A 25,607-nucleotide genomic window follows, 5' to 3' on the forward strand; every position below is an offset into this window, starting at 1 on the left:
TACTCGGCGCACAACCGGGGAGACCGCATGAAGCGCGCATCGGAAGGATTCGTTCACGCCTGGCCGGGTCACGGCCGCGTGGTTCGTTGGTTCGCATTCGTCGCCATCGCCGCCGCGCTGCTGGGCGGCTGCAAGCGCGACGCGAACGGCCAGCTTCCCGCGCCGAGCGGCGAGGCGATCCAGGCGAAATCGCAGACAGTGCAGGGCTTCGCGCTCGTCGCCGCATACCCGGACCAGAAGGGCGACGAACAGCTCGCCATCGCGCTGGACTTCAGCAAGCCGCTGGTGGGCACGCAGTCCTTCGACGACCTGATCGCGGTGACCGACAAGAACGGCGCGGTCGTGAAAGGCAGCTGGGTGCTGTCCGACGACGCCAGAGTGCTGCGGTTCCCGCACGTGGAGGCGAGCAAGGACTACATCGTCGCGATCAAGGCCGGCCTCACCGCCGCGTCGGGCGATCGCCTCGCGCAACCGCTGCGCAAGGAGGTCTACACCGGGCCGCTGGATCCCGTCGTCGGCTTCGCCTCGCAGGGCAGCGTGCTTCCGGCGCGCGAGAGTCGCGGCCTGCCGGTGGTCTCGGTCAACGTGCCGGAAGTGGACGTCGAGTTCCTGCGCGTGCGCGAGAAGGAACTGCCGAAGTTCTTCGCCGAATACCAGCGCGGCGGTCGTCGCGGCAGCTGGGAACTGGCTAGCGAATACAGCGAGAAGACGCCGCTGGATCGTCTCGCCGAACCGGTCTACGTGAACCGCTTCGTCCTGGGCGGCAAACCCAACGAGCGCGTGCTGACGTACCTGCCGGTGCAGGACATCAAGGAACTGCAGGAGCCCGGCCTGTACTTCGCCGTGATGAAGCGCGCCGGGCAGTTCCAGGATCAGTACGAGACCGCCTTCTTCACCGTCAGCGACCTCGGCCTGCACGTACGCGCGTACAAGGACACGATGTTCGTGCATACCGCGTCGCTGCAGTCGGGCGCGGCGGTGCCGAACGTGGAGTTGCGCATCCTCGACTCGCGCGGAGAACCGGTGCTGAAGGCCGAAACCGACGGCAACGGCAACGCGCTGCTGAAGTACAAGCTCGATGCGGCGTATGTGCTGGTGGCGAGCAAGGGTCGCGACGTCTCGATGCTGCCGTTCAACCAGCCGGCGCTGGACCTGTCCGAGTTCGCGGTGAGCGGCCGCGAGCAGGCGTGGTTCGACGTGTTCGCGTGGTCAGGGCGCGATCTGTACCGGCCGGGCGAAACCGTGCGTTTGTCGGCGCTGCTGCGCGACCAGGATGGCAATCCGGTCGCGGCGAAAGCAGGAAAGACGCCGCAGCCGGTGTTCCTGCGTTATGTGCAGCCCGACGGCAAGACGTTCCTGGAAACGCGCCTGCAACCCGATGCACAAGGCTACGTGCGTCACGCGCAGGTGATTCCGGTAGATGCGGCCACCGGCCGCTGGCGCGTGGAATTCCGCACCGATCCCGGCAGCAAGGACGCCGTGCAGGGCATGACACTGCGCGTGGAGGAGTTCCTTCCCGAACGCCTCAAGCTCGACCTCGATGCGCCGCCCATGCTCAAGCCGGGCGAGCCGCTGCGGCTGCAGGTCGATGGCGCGTATCTGTACGGCGCCCCCGCGTCGGGCAATCGCTTCACGGCGAAGCTGGCCGTGGCGGTCGAGCAGCATCCGCTCGAACAGCTGCCTGGCTGGTTCTTCGGCGATCCCACGCTGTCGCTGCCGAAGGAAGCGGCGGACGTCGTCGACACCGAGCTCGACGAGCAGGGCAAGCTCGAGCAGGACATCGCGCTTCCCGAGGAAGCCAAGCCCACCAGCACCATCGCCGCCATCGTCACCGGCAGCGTGTACGAAACCGGCGGGCGCAGCGTCAATCGCAGCCTCAAGCGCGTGCTGTGGCCGGCCGATGCGATCGTCGGCGTGCGCCCGCTGTTCGACGACAAGGAGGGTGCCGACGCGAACACCACGGTCGGATTCGAGATCGGCCGTTACGGCAGCGACGCACAGCCACGCCCGGCCAAGGCGCTGCGCGTGACGCTGGTGCGCGAGCACCGCGACTATCACTGGAACCACGGCGACGATGGCTGGGATTACGACTTCACCCGCCGTTATGAAGACATCGAGACGAAGACCGTCGACGTGGGCAGCGGATCGGCGCGCGTCGATGTCCCGGTCGAGTGGGGCGACTATCGCCTCGACGTGTTCGACCCGGCAACCAAGCTGACGACGCGTTACCCGTTCACCGCAGGGTGGAGCTGGAACGACGAGAACCGCGGCCTGGATGCACGCCCGGACAAGGTCAAGCTCGCGCTCGACAAGACCTCGTACCGCGCCGGCGACACGCTGAAGGTGACGCTGACGCCGCCGCACGCCGGCAAGGGCCTGCTCATGGTCGAGACCGACCGCATGCTCTACGTGCAGGACATCGATGCCAAGGCCGGCAGCACGTTCGAAATCCCGGTGACGAAGGACTGGGAGCGCCACGACGTCTACGTCACCGCGCTGGTGTTCCGCGGCGGCAGCGCGCCGAGCAAGATCACGCCGGCGCGCGCGGTGGGCGTGGCGTTCGTGCCGATGGATCGTCGCGATCGCAAGGTTGCCGTCGGCCTGTCCGTGCCGAAGCAGATGCAGCCCGAACGCGACCTGCCGGTAACGGTGAGCGCGCCGCAGCTGGCCGGGCAGGACGCGTTCGTGACCGTCTCGGCGGTGGACGTGGGCATCCTCAACATCACGCGCTTCCCGGTGCCCGACGCCGCGGCGCATTTCTTCGCGCAGCGTCGCCTGGGCGTGGACGCGTACGACGTCTACGGCCGCGTGATCGAAAGTTTCGAAGGCAGCATGGCGAAGATCCGCTTCGGCGGCGACATGGCGCTGGCTGCGCTGCCGCAGGCGCGGCGTCCGACGGCGAAGGTCCAGACCGTCGACCTGTTCGCCGGTCCGGTGAAGCTCGACGCGAAGGGCAACGCGCGGGTGCGGCTGCCGGTGCCGGACTTCAACGGCACGCTGCGGGTCTCCGCGCTCGTGTATTCGGCCAGCAAGTACGGCAGCCGTGCGGCGGAGACCATCGTGCGCGCGCCGGTGCTGGCAGAAGCCAGCCTGCCGCGCGTGCTCGCGCCGGGCGACAAGAGCAACGTCACGCTGGACGTGCAGAACTTCACCGGCCGCGCCGGCACGTTCAAGGTGCAGGTGACGGGCGAGGGGCCGATCGCGATCGCCGATGGCACGCGCACCGCGCAGCTCGCGTCCGAGGCGAAGACCACCTACACCTTCCCGCTGCAGGCACGTCCGGGCATGACGGTCGCGCAGGTCCGCGTACGCGTCGACGGTAACGGAGTGAAGGTGGATCGCCGCTACGACCTGCCGGTGCGCCCGGCATGGCCGTCGGTCGTGCGCGCGAGGACGAAGGTGCTCGATTCGCTGGGCCAGATCGCGCTGGACCAGGCGCTTGCCGAAGGCCTGATGCCCGAATCGGTCAACGCACGCCTGACGGTCAGCGCGTTGCCGCCGATCCCGTTCGCCACGGCATTGCAGGGCGCGCTCGAGTATCCCTACGGCTGCGCCGAGCAGACGACCAGCAAGGGTTTCGCCGCGCTCGAACTCGACGATGCGACGGCGAAGATGCTCGGCACGACGGGCCTGGACGCAGCGAAGCGTCGGGCGCGGATGGAAGGCGCGTTCGGGCGTCTGGCCGCGATGCAGATCGGCTCGGGCCACTTCTCGATGTGGGGCGACGGCGACTACGTCAATCCGCTGATCACGCCCTACGTCGTGGAGTTCCTGCTCGACGCGCGCGATGCCGGCTTCGCCGTGCCCGACGCGATGCTGCAGAAGGCGCTGAAGGTACTCAACGAGGACCTGCTCTCCGGCGGCGCGCCGTTCTTCGGCTACGACCGTCGAGAACACCTCAAGTTCGCCTACCAGGCCTATGCCGGCTACGCGCTCGCACGCGTCAACCGCGCGCCGCTGGGCACGCTCCGCGCGTTGTACGACAACGAGCGCAAGCAGAGCCTGACCGGCCTCCCGCTGGTGCATCTGGGCATCGCGTTGTCGCTGCAGGGCGACAAGACGCGCGGTGCGAAGGCGATCGCCGAAGGTTTTGCGCGCGATGCGGCCGATCGTCCGGATTACCTCGGCGACTACGGCAGCCGCCTGCGCGACGATGCGCTGATGATCGCGCTGGTGCACGAGCACAAGCTCGACATGCCGGAGTTCGACGCGCGTTCGGTGGCGCTGGGCAAGGAACTCGACGCGCGCCGCAACAGCGGCTGGCTGTGGCTGAGCACGCAGGAGCAGGTCGCCATCGCGCGCCTGGGCAAGGCGCTGATGGCCGACCAGGGCAAGCAGGTCTCGGGCGAATGGAAGGTCGGCGACGCGACCAGCGAGGCCGGTCCGGCGCGCCTGGTCGGAAAGCTGTTCGACGCCGCGGCCATCGCACGGGGCGTGAGCTTCACGCCGAAGGGCGAGCCGCCGCTGTACGCGAGCTTCGAAGTCGCCGGCGTGCCACGCAGCGCGCCGGCGCCGGACAAATCGGTCATCGACATCGACCGCAAGTACTACTCGACCGACGGACAGCCCTGGACCGGCGGCACGCTGGCCGAAGGCGAAGCGCTGGTCGTGCAGGTGAACGTGCGCGCGAGCAGGCCGATGCCCGACGCGCTGCTCACCGACCTGGTGCCGGCGGGGCTGGAGATCGAGAACTTCAACCTCGGCGACGGCAAGCAGTGGGCAGGCGTGGTGATCGACGGAATCGAGCTGAGCGACCGCGACGACGCGGCCGAAGTCCGCCACGAGGAGTTCCGCGACGACCGCTACGTGGCGGCGCTCAAGCTAGACGTCGGCGATACCGCGCGCGTGTTCTACCTCGTGCGCGCGGTGACGCCGGGCACGTACACGGTGCCGCCGTCGCTCGTGGAGGACATGTACCGGCCGGACCTGCGCGGCGTCGGCAAGGTGGCGCCGTCGGTGATCACGGTGACGCAGCCGGGAGGGAAGTGAGGTTCGACGTGCAGTTGCCGGGCTTTGCCATCGAGTGGAAGAACGTCATCCCGGCGAAAGCCGGGACCCAGACCCGGTGTGTTTCCGTTTGCCGTCGCGTTGCTCCCGTAATGCGTGACAGCCTGGGTCCCGGCCTTCGCCGGGATGACGGCTCTGGGAGATATGACGGCTCTGGAAGGGAACACGGCTCTGGCAGGTGTAACGGCGACGGGCAGGCTGGCGCGTGACTGAGACCCGCATTCCTGCGAAGCATTCGTCGAAGCGCCGCCGCGTCGCGCTGAAGTCGCTCCTCGCCGCGCAGCTGTTGCTCATCGCGGCAATGCTTGCCGACCTCGCGTTCCCGCTGCCGCTCCCCGACGCGCGCGACCGCGGTGCCGTCGTCACCGCCGCCGACGGCACGCCGCTGCGCGCGTTCGCCGACACCGGCGGCATCTGGCGCTATGCGGTCGAGCCGGAGCAGGTGTCGCCGCTGTACGTGCAGGCGCTGCTGACCTACGAGGACCGCTGGTTCTGGCGGCATCCCGGCATCAATCCCGTGGCGATGCTGCGCGCGGCCGGGCAATGGGCGCGCAGCGGGCGCGTCGTGTCGGGCGGCTCGACGCTGACGATGCAGGTCGCGCGCATCCTCGATTCGAGGCAGGACGCGCGCGCGTCGAACCAGCGCACGCCCGGTCGCAAGCTGCGGCAGATGCTGCGCGCGCTGCAGCTGGAAGTGCGTCTGTCCAAGCGCGAGATCCTCTCGCTGTACGTCAACCACGCACCGTTTGGCGGCACCGTGGAAGGTGTGGAAGCGGCGAGCTGGGCGTATCTCGGGAAGCCGTCCTCGCGCCTGTCGCACGCCGAAGCCGCGCTGCTCGCCGTGCTGCCGCAGTCGCCCAGCCGCCTTCGTCCCGACCGCGAACCCGAGCGCGCCCGCGTCGCGCGCGACAAGGTGCTCGCGCGCATGCAGCAGATGCAGGTGTGGACGCCCGCGCAGGTAACGGACGCGCGCGTGGAGCCGGTCGTCGCGCGGTCGCTGCAGCCACCGCGCTACGCGCCGCTGCTGGCGCAGCGCCTTCGCTTCGAACAACCGGACGCGGTGCGCATCGCGTCCACGCTCGACCTCGACCTGCAGCGCACGCTCGAAGACCGCGTCGCGGCGTATTTCTCGCAACTGCCCGAACGCACCTCCGCCGCGCTGCTGGTGGTCGACAACGCCACGTTGGAAGCGCGCGCCTATGTCGGCTCGCTCGCGTTTGCCGACGCCGCGCGCGTCGGTCATGTCGACATGGTGAAGGCGTGGCGTTCGCCGGGCTCGACGCTCAAGCCGTTCCTGTACGGCCTGGCGCTCGACGACGGGCTGATCCATTCCGAAAGCCTGCTGGTCGATGCGCCGCAGGCGTTCGGCGATTACCGGCCGGGCAATTTCGATGCGGCGTTCAATGGTCCCGTCGGTGCTGCGCAGGCGCTGCGCTTGTCGCTCAACGTGCCGGCGGTGGATCTGCTCGACCGCGTCGGCCCGTCGCGTTTTTCCGCGCGGCTCGCGCATGCGGGCATCCGACTGCAGTGGCCGCCCGGTGCGACGCCGAACCTGTCGATGATCCTCGGCGGCACCGGTGCGCGACTGGAGGATCTGGTCGGCGCGTATGCCGCGCTCAATCGCGACGGCGTCGCCGGTCGCGTCCGCTACACGCGCGATGCGCCGCGCGTGGATCGGCGCCTGCTGTCGCCCGGCGCGGCGTGGATCGTGCGCGAGATGCTCGAAGCCAATCCGCGTCCCGGCAGCGCGGCCGACACGTTCGATCCGCGCGGGCGCCCGCGCGTGGCGTGGAAGACCGGCACCAGTTTCGGTTTCCGCGACGCGTGGGCGCTGGGCGGCACGCGGCGTTACACGGTCGGGGTGTGGGTCGGCCGTCCCGACGGCACGCCGCTGCCCGGCCAGTACGGCGCCATCACCGCGCTGCCGCTGATGTTCGAAGTGATCGACAGCCTGCCGCGGCAGCGCGCCGACGCCGCGCCGCGTCCGCCGCCGGCCAGCGTGGGGACGCTCGACATCTGCTGGCCGCTCGGCCTGCCGCTCGATCCCGAGGCACCACAGCTGTGCCGTCAGCGACGCGAGGCCTGGACGCTCGACGGCTCGGTGCCGCCGACCTTCGCCGAACGCGACGCGCGCCTGTGGAGCGCGGGCGTGGAGCGGTTCGATGTCGATGCGCGCACCGGCCTGCGGTTGTCGGCCGATTGCAGCGCGACTCACGTGCGTGAGTCGCGCGAGATCGCCCGCTGGCCGGCGCTCGCCTCGCCATGGCTGTCCAGCGCGGCGCGTGCGGCGGCGCGCCTGCCGCGGCTATCGCCCGACTGTGTCGCCGACGGACGCGATGCAGTGCAGGAGCTGCGCATCGAAGGTCTGAACGATCGTGCGACGCTCGCGCCTGCGCCCGGTGGCGCGCAGGCGGTGCGGTTGTCGCTGCGCGCGCTCGGCGGCGATGCGCGCGTGCGCTGGCTGCTCGACGGTCGGCTCATCGGCGAATCCGTGGGCGAGGGCGCGTTCGTCCACGATTTCGAGCAGCCCGGCGAGCACACGCTGACGGCGCTGGCCGACAGCGGGGCGTGGTCGCGTCTGGGATTCCGCCTGCAGGCGGGAAGCGAGTGAGTCGGGAAGAAGCGCGAGCGCACGCTTCCTCCCGACAGGATTACAGGTGCTTGAGCTGCTCGAGCACGTGCTCGGCGGAGGACACGCGGAACTCGCCCGGCGCTTCGACGTTGAGCAGCTTCACCACGCCGTCGTCGGCATACAGCGCGAAGCGCTTGGCGCGACGGCCCATGCCGTAGGCGCTCGCATCGAGTTCCAGGCCGAGCGCGCGGGCGAAGTCGCCATTGCCGTCGGCCAGCATCATCAGGCCATCGGGCACGTTCTGGCTCTGGCCCCACGCCTGCATCACGAACGGGTCGTTGACCGCCATGCATGCGACTTCGATGCCGCGGCTGCGGAATTCGTCGAAATGCTCCACGAAGCCGGGCAGGTGCTTTTCCGAACAGGTCGGCGTGAACGCGCCGGGCACCGCGAACAGCACGATCCGGCGGCCGTCGAACAGGGCGTTGGTATCGACCGTTTCCACCCCCTCGCGGATGCGTTGCAGCGGGACTTCGGGGATGCGTTCGCCGATCTGGATCGTCATGGCGGTTCCTGTGCGGAGGTGCGGAAGATCGCCCGATTCTAGACCCTGCGCCGGGAAACCCCGCGTCAACGCATGCTTGAAAGCCCGTCCGCGTGCGCCTATTTCAAAGGGTTACCGCCATTCGCGGCTCCGTGGATCCCTCGCGACCTCGGCTTCGCTGCGATTGCGCTAACCTCCCGCCTTCGCGGCCATGCCGCGGGCAGCCTTTACGGGACGGACGATCGATGCAGTTCAAGGATTACTACGAAACCCTGGGCGTTGAGCCCGGTGCGGGCGACGCCGAAATCAAGACGGCGTACCGCCGGCTCGCGCGGAAATACCACCCCGACGTCAGCAAGGAAGCCGGCGCCGAAGAGAAGTTCAAGGCCGTCAACGAAGCCTACGAGGCATTGCGCGATCCGCAGAAGCGCGCGGCCTACGATCAGCTGCGCGCGCGCGGCTATCGTCCGGGCGACGACGTGCAGCCCCCGCCGGGCGGGTTCGGCGGCAACGGCTACGGCAGCCCCGACTTCGAGGAGATCTTCGCCGGCGGTGGCGCGGGCGGCGGATTTTCCGACTTCTTCGAAAGCCTGTTCGGTCGAGGCGGCTTCGGCCAGCAGCGCGGCGCCGGCCCGCAGCCGCGCGGAGATTCGCGCGCCAAGCTCGCCGTGTCGCTGGAGACGGTGTACGAAGGCGGTACGGTGCGCATCTCGGTCAACAACCGCACGCTCGACGTGCGCGTGCCCAAGGGCATCCGGCCGGGGCAGGTGATCCGGCTGGCGGGGCAGGGCGCGCACGGCGACCTCTTGCTGGAGATCGAGTACGCCGCCAATCCGCAGTTCGAGGTGGACGGTCGCAACGTGATCCACGTGCTGCCGATCGCACCGTGGGAAGCGGCGCTGGGCGCGACGGTCAGCGTGCCGACGCTCGGTGGCCCGGTGGAACTCAAGATCCCGGCCAACTCGGAAGCCGGCCGCAAGCTGCGCCTGCGCGGCCGTGGCCTGCCGAACGACCCGACCGGCAGGCAGCCGCCGGGGGACCAGATCGTGGAGCTGGAAGTCCTCGCACCGCGCGCCAACACCGACGCGGAACGCGAGGCCTACGAGCAGCTGCGCGACGCGTTCGGCGACGACTGGCGTCGCGCCTGACGGCACCTCGGGGTAAGGAAACGAGAAAGGCGCCTTTGCGGCGCCTTTGTCGTGTCTGAAGGTTGATCAGGCCGCTTTCGGATTAATCCGATGGAGCGGCGGGAGGTCGTCTGGTGCCATCACGGCATGAACTCCCAACTTCAAACCGGCGCGCGGTGGATGCGCAATGCGATCTGCTTCCTGTGGGGCGTCTGCGGGATCACCGCCTTCGCGATCCTGGTCGAAGCGATCGACCGGCTCTGGTTCTGACGCCTTCGCCGCTCAGCGCTTCATCACCTGGCCGATGACGTCGGACAGGTCGCCCTCGCTGAAGGGCTTGGTGAGGTAGGCCTTCGCGCCCTGGCGCATGCCCCAGACGCGGTCGGTGTCCTGGTCCTTGGTGGTGACCAGGACGACCGGGATGTGCGAGGTCGTCGGGTCGCGGGTGATCGAACGCGTGGCCTGGAAGCCGTTGAGGTTCGGCATCACCACGTCCATCAGGATCATGTCGGGAAGCTCGCGCTTGGCGGCCTCGACGCCCGCGGCGCCGTCTTCGGCGGTGAGGGCCTCATGGCCGAGCTTCTCGACGATGCGCCGGATGCCCATGAGCTGCGACGGCGAGTCGTCGACGATGAGAATGCGCGCCATATGTGTCCCCCTGAACGTTTGGGGATTGTAGCCAGCGTCAGGGCTGTCGCAACAGCGGGCGGCGAACGTTCCGCGCGCCCAATCCGTGCGTCAGATCACGACCAGCGTACGTCCCAGCGACCCGCCGGCCAGCATCGTCGGGAAGACCTCCGGCAATTGCTGCAGACCGACCTCGCGCATGCAGATGCGATCCAGGTGCTGCGGCTTCCAGTCGTCGGCCAGGTGCTGCCACACGCGTTCGCGGATGTCGCGCGCGGTGCCGGCCGAGGCGACACCCAAGAGCGACACGCCGCGGATGATGAAGGGCATGACCGTGGTGTCGAGCTCGGCCGTGGCGGCGAGCCCGGCGCTGGCGACGTTGCCGTAGGGCGCGGTCTGCGCGAGCAGGCTGGCGAGCATGGGGCCGCCGACGTTGTCCAGGCCGCCGCCGAACTGCGCCGATTCCATCGGCCGCGTCGTCGCGAGCGCATCGCGACCGAGCACCTGCGTGGCGCCGATTTCCTTGAGGTAGTCGGCGTGCTCCGGCTTGCCGCTGATGGCGTGCACTTCGAAGCCGGCGCGACTGAAAATGTCCACCGCAAGCGACCCGACGCCGCCGGTCGCGCCGGTCACCGCGAGCGGACCCAGATCGGGCGTCTGCCGGTTTTCGGTCATGCGCAGCAATGCGAGCGCGGCGGTGAAGCCCGCGGTGCCCAGGATCATGCTCTCGCGCAGGCTGAGGCCGCTGGGCAACGGAATCACCCACTTCGATTCGAGCCGCGCGTACTCGCCGTAGCCGCCGTCGCGCGTTTCGCTGAGGCCGCAACCGGTGACCAGCACGGCGTCGCCTTCCTTGAACGTTGCGTCGGTGGACGCGACGACGTGGCCGGCGACGTCAATGCCGCCCACCAGCGGGAACCGGCGCAGGATCTTGCCTTCTCCGGTGCCGGCGAGCGCGTCCTTGAAGTTGACCGACGAGTAGGCCGCCTTGACGACCACTTCGCCGGGCGAGAGGTCGTCGAGCGAGACCTGCTCCAGCCCGCTGCGATAGCCGCTGGCGTCGTTGTGGATGCGGAAGGTGTTGAACGTGGCGGGGATGGTCATGAGGGGCATCCTTGGCGAAACAGGATCAGAGGATATCGGGATACAGGTCGCGCCATCGTGGATTGGTGGATTCGATGAGCTGGAGCTTCCATGCGCGCTTCCATGCCTTGAGCGACTTTTCGCGCCGCATGGCGGAGTCCATGGTTGCGTGCGACTCGTGCCAGACCAGACGATGGACGTGGTGGCGGCGAGTAAAGCCCTCGGCTTCGTTCTCCCTGTGCTGCCAGATCCGCCTGATCAGATCGGACGTCACTCCGATGTAGAGGGTGCCGCGCTCGCCACTGGCCAGCATGTAGACGCAAGGATGCAACTGCCTGCGCATTGAGACTCGTCATTCCAGCGAAAGCTGGAATCCATCTTGCTTCTCTGGCGAGTGACGATGAAAGCGGAAAATGGATTCCAGCTTCCGCTGGAATGACGGATTTACAGGTCGGTGAAAGACTACGCAGCTAAGCGCCCTTGCTGCTCGATCTCACCGCATCGCCCCGCGCCGCTTCTCGTCCATCCACTTGTCCGCCTGCGCGGGCTTGTATGCGTGCATCCACGCGAGCATCGCGTCCATGTCGTCGCCGTGCCACAGGTCGTCGCGCTGGTCCGGGTGCAGGAAGCGTTCGGCGACCATGCGGTCGAGCATGCCCATCAGCGGCGAATAGAAGCCGTCGACGTCGAAGAACGCGCACGGCTTGTCGCCGATGCCGAGCTGGCGCCAGGTGAGCATCTCGAACATCTCGTCGAGCGTGCCGAATCCGCCGGGCAGGGCGACGAAACCGTCGGACAGGTCGAACATGCGCGCCTTGCGCTCGTGCATCGAACCGACGATTTCCAGCCGCGTCAGGCCCTTGTGCGCGACTTCCCAGTTGACCAGCTGTTCGGGGATCACGCCGACCACTTCGCCGCCCGCGGCGAGAACGGAGTCGGCGACCACGCCCATCAGGCCGACGTTGCCGCCGCCGTAGACCAGCGTGATGCCGTCCTTCGCCAGGCGCGTGCCGAGCGCGATCGCGCGTTCGGTGTAGATGGGTTTGGAGCCGGAATTGGAGCCGCAATAGACGCAAAGGGAACGCATGTTTTCAACTCTCGGGAACGGAAGGTGGATCAGGGTGGATTGCATCAGGACGATGCCGGACATGCGTCGCATCTCTCTGCGCTTGCGCGCAGGTTGCAGCGCATCGAGCAGCTTCCACAGCCACATGTTCGGCGGGGACCGTCGAAGACGCAGGGCTTCGTCCCAGGTGGAACGGAACTCCTGCTCGCGCCATCCGAACGGCGCGAAGAATGCCGTGCCTTCGGCCGGGCCGAAGCGGAAAGGCGCGTTGCCGGCCTTCAACTGCGGCTGCCAGCGGCGTTCGAGCATCTTCAGCAATCGCGGCGATGCGAGGTCGGTCAGCCACCAGCGGGCGCGTGCGACGTCGTGCAGGTCGGCGGCCAGTTCGGCGACCTGGGCGGGTTCCAGATAGACCAACAGCCCCTCGGTGATTGCCAGTACCGGCCCGTTCGCGGCAGCGCGGGCGAAGACGTCGCGGCGGACGGACGCATCGCGCAGGTCGGCGCCGATGAACTCAACGGAGCAGCGCGGCGTCTCGCCCGCCATCTGCTGGCGGAAGTCGTCGACCGATTCGGGAAGGTCCACGTGCATCCAGCGCAGCGTGGGCGGCAGGTCGAGGCGGTAGGCGCGGGCGTCCAGACCGGCGGCGAGGTTGAGGACTGTCGTCGCGCCTTCGCGCACGCAGCGCAGGATGATCTCGTCCATCACCGCGGTACGCACGACCATCGGCCAGCTCATCGATGCGCCGCGCGGCAGCGTGCGGACGATGGTTTCTCCGCGTTCGCCGCCGAGCCGCCGGGCGAAGGGATCGTGGAAGAGCGCATCGGGACGCTCGCTCTCCATCGCGCGATAGATCGCGACCCAGGCGGCGGTGTCGGATACGTTGCGGATCGGAGTGCCGGTCACGGGATCTCCCTCAAAGCAAAAGGCCGCCAGCACTGGGAAGTGATGGCGGCCTCGTTGCGGCGCACGCGGGTGTTGGCGCGGCCGGCGGCGATCAGTTCGCCTTGTGGATGGCGCGCTTGGACACTGCCATCGCGGCGTCGTGGATCGCCTCCGACAGCGTCGGATGGGCGTGGCAGATGCGGGCGAGGTCGTCGGCCGAACCCTTGAACTCCATCGCCAGCACGCCTTCGTGCACGAGTTCGGACACGCCGACACCCACCAGGTGCATGCCGAGGATCAAGTCGGTTTCCGCGTGCGCGATGACCTTCACGAAGCCGGCCGGCTCGCCCATGGCGACGGCGCGCGCGATCGCGGCGAACGGGAAGGTGCCGACCTTGTACGGCGTGCCTTCGGCCTTGAGCTGCTGCTCGGTCTTGCCGACCCAGGCGATTTCCGGCTCGGTGTAGATGACCCACGGGATCGTGTCGAGGTTGACGTGGCCCGGCAGGCCGGCGATCAGCTCGGCGACGGCGATGCCTTCCTCGAAGCCCTTGTGCGCCAGCATCGGGCCGCGCACGCAGTCGCCCACGGCCCAGACGCCATCGACGCCGGTGTGGCAATGCGCGTCGACTTCGATCATGCCGCGCTGGTCGAGCTTCACGCCGGTGCCTTCGGCGAGCAGGCCGCGCGTGGCGGCGCGACGGCCGACCGACACCAGCAGCTTGTCGACGGTGAGCGTCTTCTCGCCTTCGGCGTCGGTATAGGTGACGACGACTTCCTTCGTCTTGCCCTTGCCGGAGATTTCGGTGTTGCTGACCTTCGCGCCCAGCTTGATGTCCAGGCCCTGCTTCTTGAATTCCTTCGCGGCGGTCTTGGCGACTTCGGCGTCGGCGGCGGCGAGGAAGTCCGGCAGCGCTTCGAGGATGGTCACCTCGGCGCCCAGTCGCTTCCACACGCTGCCCAGTTCCAGGCCGATCACGCCGGCGCCGATCACGCCCAGGCGCTTGGGCACGGCGGTGAAGTCCAGCGCGCCGACGTTGTCGACGATGTTCTCGCCGTCGAACTTGGCGAACGGCAGTTCGATCGAATCCGAACCAGCGGCCAGGATCACGTTGGTGCCCTTGAGCTCGACGGTGCTGCCGTCGTGCTGCTTGACCGTGACGACGTTGCCCGGCTGCAGCTGGCCGAAGCCGTAGAACGGCGTGATCTTGTTCGCCTTGAACAGCATCGCGATGCCGCCGGTGAACTGCTTCACGATCTTGTCCTTGCGGCCGATCATCGTGGCGACGTCGATCTTCGCGTCCTTCGCCGTGATGCCGTGTTCGCCGAACAGGTGGCCGAGGTTGTAGAACTGGCGCGAGCTGTCCAGCAGCGCCTTCGACGGCACGCAGCCCACGCGCAGGCAGGTCCCGCCCAGCGCCGGCTTGCCGTCCTTGCCGAGCGCGGCGTCGATGCACGCGGTCTTCAGGCCCAGCTGTGCGGCGCGGATGGCCGCGTGGTAACCGGCCGGGCCGGCGCCGATGACGATGACGTCGAAGGTTTGCTGTTCGCTCATTGCGTATGTCCTGTGCCTTGCCCTTCGTTGCGACTGCAGGAAGGTGGCGCGCTGCGCCGGAATGGGGGACGGCGGAGTGGGGCGCGAGCCGGTCGTTCTCGACGGAGGGCCGGCGGTGTCGCTTCGCCGACCCTCACCCCAACCCCTCTCCCGCCGGGAGAGGGGCTCGAAGCGGGATTACATCCCGAGCAGCATGCGGTGCGGGTTCTCGAGCTGGTTCTTGATGTCGACCAGGAACAGCACCGCGTCCTTGCCGTCGATGATGCGGTGGTCGTAGGACAGCGCGATGTACATCATCGGCGCGGCGACGACCTGGCCGTTCTCGACGATCGCGCGCTCCTTGATGGCGTGCATGCCGAGGATCGCACTCTGCGGCGGGTTGACGATCGGCGTGGACATCAGCGAACCGAACGTGCCGCCGTTGGTGATGGTGAAGGTGCCGCCCTGCAGGTCGTCCAGGCCGAGCTTCCCGTCGCGCGCCTTCTTGGCGTACTCGGCGATGCCCTTCTCGATGTCGGCGAAACCCATGCGCTCGACGTTGCGCAGCACCGGCGTGACCAGGCCCTTGTCGGTCGACACGGCGATCGAGATGTCGGCGTAGCCGTGGTAGATGATGTCGTTGCCGTCGACCGAGGCGTTGACCACCGGGTGCTTCTGCAGGGCGTTGGCGGCGGCCTTGGCGAAGAAGCTCATGAAGCCGAGCTTGATGCCGTTGGCCTTCTCGAACTGCTCGCCCAGCTCCTTGCGCATGGCCATGACCTTGCCCAGGTTGACCTCGTTGAACGAGGTGAGCATGGCGATGGAGTTCTTCGACTGCATCAGGCGCTCGGCGATGCGCGCACGGATGCGGGTCATCGGCACGCGCTCTTCCGGACGCGCGCCGCCGGCCACGCCGCCGGTCTTGCCCGAGGCGTAGTTGACCAGGTCTTCCTTGGTCACCGCACCACGACGGCCGGTGCCTTCGACCTGCGACGGATCGATGCCCTGCGTGACGGCGGTGAAGCGCGCGCCCGGCGGCAGCTGGTCGACGCCGCCCGCAGCCTTGGTGGCTTCTGCCGCGGCAGCCTTCGGCGTGACCGGCTGGGCTTCGGCGGTGGTCGCGGCGACGTTCTTGGCGTCGATCGCGGCCTTGTCGGCCTTGGCCTCCGGGGCCGGAGCGGCGGCGGCCGCGCCTTCCTCGACGACGGCGATCAGCTGCTGGCTGGTCACCGTGTCGCCTTCCTTGAACTTGATTTCCTTGATCACGCCGTCGACAGGCGAGGGCACCTCGAGCACGACCTTGTCGGTCTCCAGGTCGACGATGTTCTCGTCGCGCTTGACGGCGTCGCCGACCTTCTTGTGCCAGGTCGCGATGGTGGCGTCGGAGACGGATTCGGGCAGAACGGGGACTTTGATCTCGGTGCTCATGGGGCGCGCATCCTGGATGACGTAAGCGGTGTGTCGTGTGTGGGCGGAGTGTGGTGAGCGGCCGTTATTCGGCCGTGATCTCGCCACGCAGCGGATTCTTCAGTGCATCGGCGACCAGCGCGGTCTGCTCGGCGACGTGGTCGGCGAGATGGCCGGCGGCCGGCGACGGCGAGCGCGCGCGACCGGCGTAGTGCAACGTCTGGCCGGACTGCAGGCAGGCCGCCAGGTGGTGGCGGATCTGGTACCACGCGCCCTGGTTCTGCGGCTCTTCCTGGCACCACACCACGTCGGTGGCGTTCTTGAAGCGCTTCAGTTCGGCCTGCAGCATGGCGCGCGGGAACGGATAGAGCTGTTCGACGCGCAGAATCGCCACGTCGTCCAGGCCCTGCTTCTGCTGTTCTTCCAGCAGGTCGTAGTAGACCTTGCCGCCGCAGACCACGACGCGCTTGACCTTCTTCACGTCCGCCGAGGCGTCCGGGATCAGGTGCTGGAACTCGCCCTTGGCCAGTTCGTCCAGCGTCGAGACGGCGAGCTTGTGGCGCAGCAGCGACTTGGGCGTCATCACCACCAGCGGCTTGCGCGTGGTCATGCGCATCTGGCGGCGGATCATGTGATACGCCTGCGCCGGGGTGGTCGGCGTGCAGACGATCATGTTCTCCAGCGCGCACAACTGCAGGAAGCGTTCGAGGCGTGCGGAGCTGTGCTCCGGGCCCTGGCCTTCGTAGCCGTGCGGCAGGAACAGCGCCAGGCCGCACAGGCGGCCCCACTTGGCCTCGCCCGAGGACAGGAACTGGTCGATCACCACCTGCGCGCCGTTGGCGAAGTCGCCGAACTGCGCTTCCCAGATGTCCAGCGTCATGGGATCGGCGGTCGCGTAGCCGTACTCGAAGCCCATCACCGCTTCCTCGCTCAGCAGCGAGTCGATGATCGTCACGTCGGTCGGGTTCTTCACCAGACGGCGCAGCGGCAGGACGTACTCGTCGTTGGTCTGCTCGTGCAGGATCGCGTGGCGGTGGAAGAACGTGCCGCGGCCGCAGTCCTGGCCGACCAGACGCAGCTTGTAGCCTTCGTCCAGCAGCGTCGCGTAGGCGAGGTTCTCGGCGAAGCCCCAGTCGCCCGGCTGCTCGCCGGCCGCCATCTTGCGGCGGTCCTCGTAGATTTTCGCCACGCGCGGGTGCAGCTTGAGGTCGGCCGGCACGTCGTTGATCGTGACGGCGAGCTTGTCGAGCTTCTTGCGGTCGAACGTGGTGTCGACGGGATCGCTGAGCTTGCCCGACAGGTACTTCGACCAGTCGATGGTGAACTCGTCCGGCTTGACCTCGACCACTTCGGTCGTGACCACGCCGTCGTCGAGCTTCTGGCGATAGCCGTCGACCAGCGCCTGCGCCTCGTCGGCGCTGAGCGTGCCCTCGGCGACCAGCTGCTGCGCGTAGAGCTCGCGCGGCGTCTTGTGCTTGCGGATGACCTGGTACATCACCGGCTGCGTCGCCGCCGGCTCGTCGGCCTCGTTGTGGCCGTGGCGGCGGTAGCAGACCAGGTCGATGACCACGTCCTTGCCGAACGTGTTGCGGAAGTCCAGCGCCAGTTCGGCGCAGAACACGACCGCCTCGGGGTTGTCGCCGTTCACGTGCAGCACCGGCGCGCCGACCATCTTCGCGACGTCGGTGCAGTACAGCGTCGAGCGGGCGTCCTGCACCGCGCTCGTGGTGAAGCCCACCTGGTTGTTGATGACGATGTGCACCGTGCCGCCGACGCGGAAACCGCGCGCCTGCGACATCTGGAACAGCTCCATCACCACGCCCTGGCCGGCGAACGCGGCGTCGCCGTGGATCAGGATCGGCAGCACCTGCTGCGCGCCCTTGTCGCCGCGGCGCGACTGGCGCGAACGCACGGAACCGACGACCACCGGGTCGACGATCTCCAGGTGCGACGGGTTGAACGCGAGCGCGAGATGCACCGGGCCCCCCGGGGTGGCGACGTCGGCCGAGAAGCCCATGTGGTACTTCACGTCGCCCTGGTGGGCGAGGTCGCTGTGGACGTGCTCGAACTTGCCTTCGAACTCGTCGAACAGGTGGCGCGGCGGCTTGCCGAGCGTGTTGATCAGGACGTTGAGGCGGCCGCGGTGGGCCATGCCGATGACGACGTCCTTGGCCCCCTGTTCGCCGGCGCGACGGATGGTGCTGTCCATCAGCGGGATCAGCGCGTCGCCGCCTTCCAGCGAGAAACGCTTCTGGCCGACGTACTTCGTGCCCAGGTAGCGCTCCAGCCCGTCGGCGGCGGTCAGGCGCTCCAGGATGCGCTTCTTGTCCTCGGCGGTGCGGCCGAACTTGCCGCCGGCCTTTTCCAGGCGCTCATACAGCCAGCGACGCTGGTCGGCGTCGGAGATGTGCATGAACTCGGCGCCGATCGGACCGGTGTAGGTGGCCTTGAGCAGGGCGAACAGGTCGCCCAGCTTCATGCGGTCGTGGCCGCCCACGCCGCCGGTGCTGAACTCGGCGTTGAGGTCGTTGCTGGTGAGCTGGTGGAACGCCAGGTCGAGATCGGGCGCGTCGGGCTTCTGCCACAAGCCGAGCGGGTCGATGTCGGCGCCCAGGTGGCCGCGCGACCGGTAGGCCGTGATCAGGCGACCGACGTGGCGCTCGCGCTCATCGCCGGCACCGGCGGCCACGGAGACCACGCCGCGCGCGGCCTGGCGACCGGCTTCCGCGATCTGCTCGATCACCGCCGAATGCGGGATGTCGCCGGCCTCGCGACCCTTGAAGCCGTCGAAATACGCCTTCCATTTGGGATCGACACTGTCGGGAGCAACCAGGTACTGCTCGTACAGGTCTTCGACGAAAGCGGCGTTGGCGCCGAGCTGGGAGGACTGGGAGAACTGCTTCAGGAGACTGTCCACGATGGCGATCGGGAAACTCGGTGGGGAAAGGCGGAGTGAGCCTGGATGCGCGCGAGCGCGGCTATTCAGGCGCCAAGATTCGGAATTATAGCCCTTGACCGCCGACAAACGGCTAACACCAACGTCGAAGTGCGCATGCCGGCGGATGACGAAAAGCGGGCGTCGGCGCGCGGACGGCTTCGGCCCGTGAATAGCGTTTGGGCGCGGCGTGCGGGTTCAAGGCCGGAGCAAAGGCCGGACGGGACGGGGGATTCGTTCAGATCCCCAGCGCCCGGTATTCGGTGCACGGGCGGGCGCGCTCCCAGACCGGCGTGAAATGGGCCCGCAGCTGGCGGGCGCGGGCTTCGTCGTCCAGTCGGGTTTCGCCGTCGAAGCGGTGCCCCAGCGTCCGGAAGTACCAGCCGCCGCCATCGTTGGCCACGTAGGCGGAAGCGTAGTCGCGGTCGACCGGCTCCTCGATCGCGCGGAACGTGAAGGCGCTCGGCAACCGCTGCGACAGGCCGATCAGCGGGGCGAGCGCCCGCCGGGGTGCGTCGGGATCGTGCAGCAGCACGCGCACCTCGCCGCCGCCGACCGCGAACCGCCGCAGGGCGGCCATCGCCTCGGCGGTATCGAGCAGGCCCGGGTCGAGATCGCGGCTATAGACGAGCAACTGGCGGCGCGCGCCCTCGATGACTCCCAGCAGCGCCGCCAGCCCAGCGTCGCGCCGCATTACTGGGTTGACCCCGCCCAGCACGAGCCGCATCGACTGGTGTTCCAGCCCCGCCTCGACGAACCGGTCGCCGTACGGGAGGAAGCCCTGTCGCGCGTAGAACGCCAGCGCGGCGACCTGCGCGTGCAGCGTGATCTCGTTCCAGCCGAACGTGCGGGCCTCGACCAGCAACGCCTTGAGCAGCGCCTCCCCGACGCGGCGGTTGCGCCATTCCGGGATCACCGCCATGCGACCGATGCGGCGATCCGGCGTGAGCCGGCCCGTGCCGATGGCCCGGCCCTGCGCGTCGCGGGCGATCACGTGCCGGCTCAACGGATCGAGCGCGTCGCGCTCGATTTCCACCGGTACGCCCTGTTCCTGCACGAAGACCACGTCGCGCACGGCACGCAGTTCGGCCGCGGCCTGCTCGAAGGCGACCGCCTGGACGGTGAACACGGCGTCCGGGCGGCTCATTCCTCTTCGTCCGGCAGCGCGAGGTTGAAGTGGCCGGACTGGATCAGCTCCTGCACGAGATCGCGGCCGGCGTCGGACAGCGACGCGTAACCGGCGCCGTCGAGCTGCGCGGCGTCGGCGATCAGCGCGGCGTCGTCGGCGGGCAGGGGATAGTCGTGTCCGCTGACGTACAGTCGCGCCGGCTCGCCCTTTCGATGCGCGCGCCGCCACGCCATGCGCGAATACGGGTGCCGGAACAGGCTGGCGCCGTGTTGCAGGTCCCATTCGATCTCGATGCGCGAGCGCGCCTGGCCGCCGCTTTGCACCTCGCCGCCCGCGCGGTACACGGTGATGAAACGGCCGAACCAGTCGCCCAGGCGATCCGGATCGTTCATGCGCAGCAGGTTCAGCGCCTCGACCACGCGGTTCATCGCGGCGGTGTCGATCTCGTTCGGATCGGCGGACGGCGCGAGGTCGGGGTCGGTGTAGCGCAGCGCATCGTCCGCATCGCTTGCGAGCGTGTCCACGAAATCGCCCAGCAGCTCCGCCGCCGACGGCGCGCGCATGCCGACGGAGAAGGTGAGGCACGCGTCTTCCGCGACGCCGTTGTGCGGCACGCCGGGCGGCAGGTACAGCATGTCGCCCGGTCCCAGCACCCAGTCGTGCGTCGGGTTGAATTCGCGCAGCAGCTTCAGTTCGACGTCGGGGCGGAAGTCGAGCGGCGGATTCGAACCTGCGTCGATCTGCCAGCGGCGATGCCCGTAGGCCTGCAGCAGGAAGACGTCGTACTGGTCCACGTGCGCGCCGACCGAACCGCCCGGCGCGGCGAAGGAAATCATGACGTCGTCGATGCGCCAGCGCGGCAGGAAGCGGAACTGCTCCAGCAACGCGGCGATGTCCGGATCCCACTTGTCGACGTCCTGCACCAGCAGCGTCCAGTCCTGGTGCGGCATGCCCGGGAACTCGTCTTCGTCGAACGGGCCATGGCGCAGCGTCCAGCGATCGTTCGCGCGGTCGTGCATGACGATGCGCGACAGCGCGGTTTCCTCGCACGCGAGGCCGGCGAGGTCTTCCGGCAGGACGGGCGTCTCGAAATCGGGCAACGCATTGCGGATCAGCAGCGGGCGCTTCTGCCAGTAATCGCGCAGGAAGCGTTCGGGCGTCATGCCCAGCGGCGGCAGCGTGCGGGCGTCGATTTCGATGGGCAGTTCGGCGCGCGCCGACTTCGCCGTCTTGGTGGCGGTCGTGCGCACGGGAGCGTTCTTCTTCGGTGCGATCTTTCGGTTCATGGCGTGGCGATTTCGTCGTAGCCGCGGCCAAGGAACTGCAGCAGGCACCAGCCGTGTCCGAACGGATCGGCGATGGTGACGATGCGGCCCCAGTTGGCCTGGCGAATGGGGGAATCCTGCGTCGCGCCGGCGGCAAGCGCACGGGCGAGTGCGGCGTCGAGGTCGTCGACGACCACGTCGCAATGGAGCGGCGTCCAGTGTCGGGCGTAGTCGCGTGCTGCTTCGCCGGCGCCGATGGAGCCGGCGTCCTTGCGCAGCAGGTAGAGCGGCGCTTCGAAGCCGAGCAGTTCCACGCCGTCGTCGCCGAAGCGCCGTGCGGGCGTCAACCCGAACGCGCCGGTGTAGAAGGCTTCCGCTTTGCGTATGTCCGGCACGTCGATGTTGACGAGCAGCTTCATGGCATCGGGATGGCGCGCGTCGTCAGATCTCGCGCGCCAGCTTCTCCGCCAGGCCCACGTAGCTGCCCGGCGTCATGTCGAGCAGGCGCTGCTTGTCGGCGGCGGGGAGCTCCAGCGTGCCGATGAACTCGCGCATCGAGGCTTCGTTGATGCCCTGGCCGCGCGTGAGCGCCTTGAGCTGTTCGTACGGGTTGGGCAGGCCGTGGCGACGCATCACCGTCTGCACGGCTTCGGCCAGCACTTCCCACGCGGCGTCGAGGTCTTCGGCCAGGCGCTGCGGGTTGGCGCTGAGCTTGCCCAGGCCGCGGAGCAGGGCGTCGAAGCCGATCAGCGCGTGGCCGAATGCGGTGCCGAGCGCGCGCAGCACCGTGGAGTCGGTGAGGTCGCGCTGCCAGCGGCTGATCGGCAGCTTGGCGGCGAAATGCTCGAACAGCGCGTTGGCGATGCCGAAGTTGCCTTCGGCGTTCTCGAAGTCGATCGGATTGACCTTGTGCGGCATGGTCGAGGAGCCGACTTCACCGGCCTTCAACGCCTGCTTGAAGTACCCCAGCGAGATGTAGCCCCACACGTCTCGGCAGAGGTCGATTGCGATGGTGTCGATGCGGCGCTGGGCGTCGCAGATTTCGGCGATGCCGTCGTGCGGTTCGATCTGCGTGGTGTACGGCTGCCAGTTCAGGCCGAGCGAATGCACGAAGCGTTCGGAGAAGGCCGGCCAGTCGATGTCGGGATACGAGGCGACGTGCGCGTTGTAGTTGCCGACCGCGCCGTTGATCTTGCCCGGCATGCGCGCGGCGGCGAGCGTTTCGCCCTGGCGCTGCAGGCGCGCGACGACGTTGGCGATTTCCTTGCCGACGGTGGTCGGCGAGGCGGTCTGGCCGTGCGTGCGCGACAGCATCGGCAGCGCGGCGTGTTCGTGCGCCATCGCGCGCAGCTTCTGGATCAGCTCGTCGAGCTTGGGCAGCAGCACGTACTGGCGCGCCTCGTTGAGCATCAGCGCGTAGCTGAGGTTGTTGATGTCCTCGGACGTGCAGGCGAAGTGCACGAATTCCAGCGCCGGGCCGAGCTCGGCGTCGTCCTTCAGGCGCTCCTTGATGAAGTACTCCACCGCCTTGACGTCGTGGTTGGTGGTGCGCTCGATCTCCTTCACGCGCGCGGCATCGGCCGGCGTGAGCGTGTCTACCAGCGCACGCAGGCGCGCGGCGGCGGCATCGGAGAACGGCGCCAGTTCGACGATGCCCGGCTCCGCGGCCAGCGCCAGCAGCCATTCCACTTCCACCTTCACGCGCGCCCTGATCAGGCCGTACTCGGAGAAGATCGGGCGGAGCGCGTCGACCTTGCCGGCGTAGCGGCCATCGAGCGGGGACAGGGCGAGCAGCTGGGCTTCAACGGACATGGCGGGCTTCAGTGGGAGATGGCGAAGGCAAACCGCGATTCTACTACTGCTCCCCGGGGCGACCCTTCGCGACCGGCCGGGCAGGGTGAAACACGCGTAACGCGCCCGGCGTAAGCTCGGCGCATCCGAACCGGAGGACTCCCGATGGCCAAGCAGGCCCGCCGCGACAGCGGCTTCCGCACCGAGAAAGACAGCATGGGCGAGTTGCAGGTGCCCGCGCAGGCCCTGTGGGGCGCGCAGACGCAGCGGGCGGTGCAGAACTTCCCGATCTCCGGCCGCCCCATGCCGCGGGAATTCATCCGCGCGCTGGGCCTCATCAAGGCCGCGGCGGCCGAGGTCAACGGCGGCTTCGGCCTGCTGGGCAAGGGCGCCTCGCAGGCGATCCGTGCCGCCGCGCTGGCCGTCGCGTCGGGCGAACACGACGCGCAGTTCCCCATCGACGTGTTCCAGACCGGCTCGGGTACGTCGAGCAACATGAACGCCAACGAGGTCATCGCGGCGCTGGCCAATGCCGGCGGCAAGGTCGCCAAGGCGATCCATCCGAACGACCACGTCAACCTCGGCCAGAGTTCCAACGACGTGATCCCGACCGCGATCCGCGTCAGCGCGCTGATCGCCACGACCGAACAGCTGCTGCCGTCGCTCAAGCACCTGCGCCGGACGATCGAACGCCAGGGCAAGGCGTTGGGCAAGGTCACCAAGACCGGCCGCACGCACCTGATGGATGCGATGCCGCTGACGTTCGCGCAGGAATTCGGCGCGTGGGCCTCGCAGTTGGCGTCGGCGCAGGCGCGCATCGAGGACGCGCTGGGCCGCGTGCGTCGGCTGCCCATCGGCGGCACGGCGATCGGCACCGGCATCAACGCCGATGCGAGGTCCGGCAAGGCCATGGCAAAGGCGCTTTCGGCGCTGTCCGGCGTCAAATTCGAATCGGCCGACGACAAGTTCGAAGGCATCGCATCGCAGGACGATGCGGTGGAGCTGTCGGGCCAGCTCAACGCGCTGGCGGTAGCGCTGATGAAGATCGCCAACGACCTGCGCTGGATGAATTCAGGCCCGCTGGCCGGGCTGGGCGAGATCGAATTGCCGGCACTGCAGCCGGGCAGTTCGATCATGCCGGGCAAGGTCAATCCGGTGATTCCCGAAGCGACCTGCATGGTCTGCGCGCAGGTGATGGGCCACCACACGGCAATCACCGTGGCGGGGCAGAGCGGCAATTTCCAGCTCAACGTGATGCTGCCGCTGATCGCCTACGACCTGCTCGATTCGATCCAGCTGCTGGGCAACGTGATGCGCCTGCTGGCCGACGACGCCATCGCCGGGCTGAAGCCGCGACCGGATCGGGTGCGCGAGGCCCTGGACCGCAATCCGATCCTGGTCACCGCGCTCAATCCGATCATCGGTTACGAAAAGGCCGCCGCGATCGCGAAGCAGGCCTACAAGGAAGGCCGGCCGGTGCTGGATGTGGCAGCGGAGAGCAGCGGGCTATCGCTGAAGCAGCTGCGCGAACTGCTGGATCCGGCGGCGCTTACGCGTGGCGGGATCCACGAGGGGGGCGGGGGCGGTGGATAACCGGCCGTCGTCTCTGTCCGCTGGCATCCCCGCAGCGGTCATCCCCGTTTCAGCTGTAATCCTCGTTTCAGATGTCATCCTCGCAAAGGCGGGGATCCATGCATCCACGCGGTCACGGCCTTCGTAGGGCGTGATGCGCCTGTCCGATGGATTCCCGCCTTCGCGGGAATGACGGCAAGAGGTGGGCTGCGAGATTGCCCTGGAGCTGTCATCCCCGCGAAGGCGGGGATCCATGCATCCACCCGGTCACGGCCTTCGAAGGTCGTGATGCGTCTGTCCGTTGGATTCCCGCCTGCGCGGGAATGACGGCAACAGCAGGGGCGCCGCGACACGAGCTTGCGCGCCCCCCGGACTTACTGCTTCGTCGGCGCCTCGGCCGCCTTCGCCGCTTCCTCCGCCGCCGAGGCGGCCGAATCGGCCACCTTCTCGCCCCTGTGCTTCGCGTCGCTGCGGCACTCGTCGATGTCGGCCTGCGTCATGTTCGCGTAGGGCTTGAACTCCGGCATCGCCGCGGCGAGGCGGTTCTGCGATTCCATCATCGCCGGCAGCGCGTCGCAGAGCGCCATCGCCGCAGCTTCGACCTTCGACGCCTGTGCCTCGACGTTGCGCTCGATGTCGTCCCCGGAGCCACCGGTGAAGACGCTCTTGATCGACTGCGTCACTGCCTGCGTGGCGAGGTCGGCGCTATGCATGCCGATCGTCACGCCGGCGTTCGCGACATCGATGATGCGGCCGCGATACTCCAGCAGCAGCGTGCGCTGCTGCGGGGTTACCGCCACCGCGTCACCGTCGATCAGCAGATCGCCCTTGGGTGAGATCTCGACGCGCTTGCCGCCGGTGCCACTGTTGTTGACGCTGACGTTGCCTTCGGCGATTTCCTTCTTCGCCTGCGTCAGCGCCTTCTGCACGGCACCGGACACGACGCCGCCGGTCTCGGCCGCCTTCTGCGCGGCCGGTTGCGAGGGCGTATTGGCATCGCACGCGGACAGCAGCGTCGCGCTGGACAGGACCGCGGTGAGGGCGAGAAGACGCAGGTTCATGG

18 protein-coding genes and 1 pseudogene are annotated in these 25,607 nt (G+C 68.3%); 5 read left to right on the forward strand and 14 right to left on the reverse strand.

What is annotated here, in order from left to right; translation table 11 throughout:
* Positions 1-27: 27 nt before the first annotated feature.
* Positions 28-4,989 (forward strand): alpha-2-macroglobulin family protein, encoded by a 4,962-nt coding sequence (locus tag ABIE51_RS08930; RefSeq protein ID WP_192630455.1) that lies wholly within the window; start codon positions 28-30, stop codon positions 4,987-4,989.
* 238 nt (positions 4,990-5,227) lie between these two features.
* On the forward strand, positions 5,228-7,618 hold the full coding sequence (gene pbpC / locus ABIE51_RS08935) for a penicillin-binding protein 1C (RefSeq protein ID WP_502913330.1): 2,391 nt from the start codon (positions 5,228-5,230) through the stop codon (positions 7,616-7,618).
* A 40-nt stretch (positions 7,619-7,658) separates the two neighbouring features.
* Here pbpC and ABIE51_RS08940 read toward each other — a convergent pair whose 3' ends face one another.
* The gene (locus ABIE51_RS08940) at positions 7,659-8,144 is read right to left on the reverse strand and encodes a peroxiredoxin (protein WP_157029924.1); all 486 of its coding nucleotides are present in this window, start codon (positions 8,142-8,144) and stop codon (positions 7,659-7,661) included.
* Between the two features lie 224 nt (positions 8,145-8,368).
* On the opposite strand from ABIE51_RS08940, the gene ABIE51_RS08945 reads away from it, so the two are divergent.
* Positions 8,369-9,271, forward strand: a complete 903-nt coding sequence (locus ABIE51_RS08945) for a DnaJ C-terminal domain-containing protein (RefSeq protein WP_157029925.1) — start codon at positions 8,369-8,371, stop codon at positions 9,269-9,271.
* A 126-nt stretch (positions 9,272-9,397) separates the two neighbouring features.
* The gene (locus tag ABIE51_RS08950) at positions 9,398-9,520 is read left to right on the forward strand and encodes a hypothetical protein (protein WP_301271250.1); all 123 of its coding nucleotides are present in this window, start codon (positions 9,398-9,400) and stop codon (positions 9,518-9,520) included.
* Between the two features lie 12 nt (positions 9,521-9,532).
* On the opposite strand, the gene pilH is transcribed toward ABIE51_RS08950, so the two are convergent.
* From pilH to purB, 12 genes and pseudogenes are all read right to left on the reverse strand, one after another.
* Positions 9,533-9,898: a twitching motility response regulator PilH gene (pilH, locus tag ABIE51_RS08955; RefSeq protein ID WP_115840585.1), complete on the reverse strand. Its 366-nt coding sequence runs from the start codon at positions 9,896-9,898 to the stop codon at positions 9,533-9,535.
* A 90-nt stretch (positions 9,899-9,988) separates the two neighbouring features.
* Complete coding sequence (locus ABIE51_RS08960) at positions 9,989-10,981, reverse strand: YhdH/YhfP family quinone oxidoreductase (protein ID WP_192630456.1); 993 nt, start codon at positions 10,979-10,981, stop codon at positions 9,989-9,991.
* A 25-nt stretch (positions 10,982-11,006) separates the two neighbouring features.
* On the reverse strand, positions 11,007-11,303 hold the full coding sequence (locus ABIE51_RS08965; protein ID WP_192630457.1) for a GIY-YIG nuclease family protein: 297 nt from the start codon (positions 11,301-11,303) through the stop codon (positions 11,007-11,009).
* 150 nt (positions 11,304-11,453) lie between these two features.
* Positions 11,454-12,047, reverse strand: coding sequence for an LOG family protein (locus ABIE51_RS08970; RefSeq protein WP_115840582.1), 594 nt, complete (start codon positions 12,045-12,047; stop codon positions 11,454-11,456).
* Positions 12,048-12,218: 171 nt separating this feature from the next.
* A pseudogene (locus tag ABIE51_RS08975) lies at positions 12,219-12,965 on the reverse strand (class I SAM-dependent methyltransferase); the annotation flags it as partial.
* 58 nt (positions 12,966-13,023) lie between these two features.
* The gene (gene lpdA, locus ABIE51_RS08980; protein ID WP_115840580.1) at positions 13,024-14,466 is read right to left on the reverse strand and encodes a dihydrolipoyl dehydrogenase; all 1,443 of its coding nucleotides are present in this window, start codon (positions 14,464-14,466) and stop codon (positions 13,024-13,026) included.
* A gap of 177 nt (positions 14,467-14,643) precedes the next feature.
* The gene (gene sucB, locus ABIE51_RS08985) at positions 14,644-15,873 is read right to left on the reverse strand and encodes a dihydrolipoyllysine-residue succinyltransferase (RefSeq protein ID WP_157029930.1); all 1,230 of its coding nucleotides are present in this window, start codon (positions 15,871-15,873) and stop codon (positions 14,644-14,646) included.
* Between the two features lie 64 nt (positions 15,874-15,937).
* The gene (locus tag ABIE51_RS08990) at positions 15,938-18,769 is read right to left on the reverse strand and encodes a 2-oxoglutarate dehydrogenase E1 component (RefSeq protein WP_157029931.1); all 2,832 of its coding nucleotides are present in this window, start codon (positions 18,767-18,769) and stop codon (positions 15,938-15,940) included.
* A gap of 256 nt (positions 18,770-19,025) precedes the next feature.
* Positions 19,026-19,934 (reverse strand): GNAT family N-acetyltransferase, encoded by a 909-nt coding sequence (locus ABIE51_RS08995; RefSeq protein WP_192630459.1) that lies wholly within the window; start codon positions 19,932-19,934, stop codon positions 19,026-19,028.
* Complete coding sequence (locus ABIE51_RS09000) at positions 19,931-21,202, reverse strand: JmjC domain-containing protein (protein WP_192630460.1); 1,272 nt, start codon at positions 21,200-21,202, stop codon at positions 19,931-19,933. The genes ABIE51_RS08995 and ABIE51_RS09000 overlap by 4 nt, the downstream gene beginning before the upstream one ends.
* On the reverse strand, positions 21,199-21,600 hold the full coding sequence (locus ABIE51_RS09005) for a VOC family protein (RefSeq protein WP_192630461.1): 402 nt from the start codon (positions 21,598-21,600) through the stop codon (positions 21,199-21,201). The genes ABIE51_RS09000 and ABIE51_RS09005 overlap by 4 nt, the downstream gene beginning before the upstream one ends.
* 22 nt (positions 21,601-21,622) lie before the next feature.
* Complete coding sequence (gene purB / locus ABIE51_RS09010) at positions 21,623-22,993, reverse strand: adenylosuccinate lyase (RefSeq protein WP_192630462.1); 1,371 nt, start codon at positions 22,991-22,993, stop codon at positions 21,623-21,625.
* Between the two features lie 144 nt (positions 22,994-23,137).
* Here purB and ABIE51_RS09015 point away from each other — a divergent pair, with 144 nt between their 5' ends.
* Entirely contained in the window at positions 23,138-24,565 is a 1,428-nt protein-coding gene (locus tag ABIE51_RS09015) for a class II fumarate hydratase (protein WP_192630463.1), read from the forward strand.
* 353 nt (positions 24,566-24,918) lie between these two features.
* Here ABIE51_RS09015 and ABIE51_RS09020 read toward each other — a convergent pair whose 3' ends face one another.
* On the reverse strand, positions 24,919-25,605 hold the full coding sequence (locus ABIE51_RS09020; protein ID WP_192630464.1) for a YggN family protein: 687 nt from the start codon (positions 25,603-25,605) through the stop codon (positions 24,919-24,921).
* Positions 25,606-25,607 lie beyond the last annotated feature (2 nt).

Source organism: Lysobacter sp. OAE881 (assembly GCF_040546665.1).
GTDB classification, from domain to species: domain Bacteria; phylum Pseudomonadota; class Gammaproteobacteria; order Xanthomonadales; family Xanthomonadaceae; genus Lysobacter_J; species Lysobacter_J soli.